A 1321-nucleotide genomic window follows, 5' to 3' on the forward strand; every position below is an offset into this window, starting at 1 on the left:
GCGTTACTCAAATCGCCCTCCACGCGAGGGCGCGGATTGAAACTCTTGGAAACAACCAGATGGCGTGTACCGCGACGACCAGGGCAATGCCCTGCCGGATTTGCCTGATGAGCCGAATTGTCGCTGCATGACCGTGCCGGTCCTGAAGATGGAAAACCTGGTTCGAGACATAACACTGCCGTCTGCGGTATATGCCAAAGTTGCGGAAGTGCCGCATACGCCAGTGGGAGCCGGATATACGGACTGGTGGCAGGCAGCCAGCGAAAAAGAACGGATGACCGCTGTAGGGGTCACACGCTATCAAACGGCGAAGAAAATTCTCGGTCGCGCGCCGCAATGGATTGAGCTCATCAACAGTGATGGGAAGCTTCTTTCTGTTGAGGAACTGCGGCGGGAAACGGAAGAAGAGCGAAACACACGCATCGCGGCTGTGAAGTCACGCATCCTTCAACAGGAGCTGGCCCATCTCGGCTTAGTGCGGACAGGCGGAATCCTGCCTGCGCGGCTTCCCGGAGTGACAAGTGCTGATCAGGCCGTTAGAGTTATTGAGCAACGCATTCGTGGTGAGCCCTTGGAGTATGGATTTTTTGTCGCTGATGACGGCACTATCATGCTTACTAAAGTCGGAAGCGAAGCGTCGATCATATTTCAGAAGGAAGAAGCAAAGCGTGTCGCCGGCACAACGTTCACCCACAATCATCCGCGCAATGGACCATTGTCGGCCGGGGATGTGCACGCGCTGATCGCCGGACGTCTCAAGGCTATGAGGGCAGCGACGGCATGGGGAGCTTACGAACTCCGGCAGCAAAAGACGGTAGCGGATGGGCAACGGGCGGTTACAATAGGAGAAAGGGCTGCCGATGATTACCGGGCCATTGTCAAAGCACGCATGAGAGAATTGTCTCAGGAAGCGGAACGCATGAGGGCGGCCGGCGTGCCGCAATCGCAAATTAACGAATGGTTGACGCGAGAATACACACGAGTGCTAGAGGAGGCTCTGATGCAGATTGCTCAACAGTACAATCTCGTTTTCAGAAAGGAAATACTATGACAGAAGATCCTGTAATCGGCTGGCAGTGTTTGTGTTGTAAACACGTTATCGAGTTATCGTTTTTCGCCGACAAACGTTCCACGTGCCGGGCGTTCCCGCGGGGAATTCCTGACGAGGTCCTCAGCGGAGAGTTTGACCACACACAACCGTATCCGGGAGACCATGGTATCCGCTTTGAGCTGGGAGGGGCCACGGATGAAGGAACAGCGAACAGAGACGAAAGAGATCGGCTTGGGGAAGGAACGGACGCCGAAGCGGGAGACGGTCGCG

2 protein-coding genes are annotated in these 1321 nt (G+C 55.6%); both read left to right on the top strand.

The window, feature by feature from the left end; translation table 11 throughout:
• The first annotated feature begins 64 nt into the window (after positions 1-64).
• Positions 65-1051: a hypothetical protein gene (locus ABJK56_RS03865; protein WP_347243350.1), complete on the top strand. Its 987-nt coding sequence runs from the start codon at positions 65-67 to the stop codon at positions 1049-1051.
• The coding region (locus tag ABJK56_RS03870) for a hypothetical protein (RefSeq protein ID WP_347243351.1) at positions 1048-1321 on the top strand (274 nt) is incomplete at its 3' end. The genes ABJK56_RS03865 and ABJK56_RS03870, both read left to right, overlap by 4 nt.

Origin of the sequence: Thermogutta sp. (genome assembly GCF_039793925.1) — a bacterium.
Lineage (GTDB): Bacteria > Planctomycetota > Planctomycetia > Pirellulales > Thermoguttaceae > Thermogutta.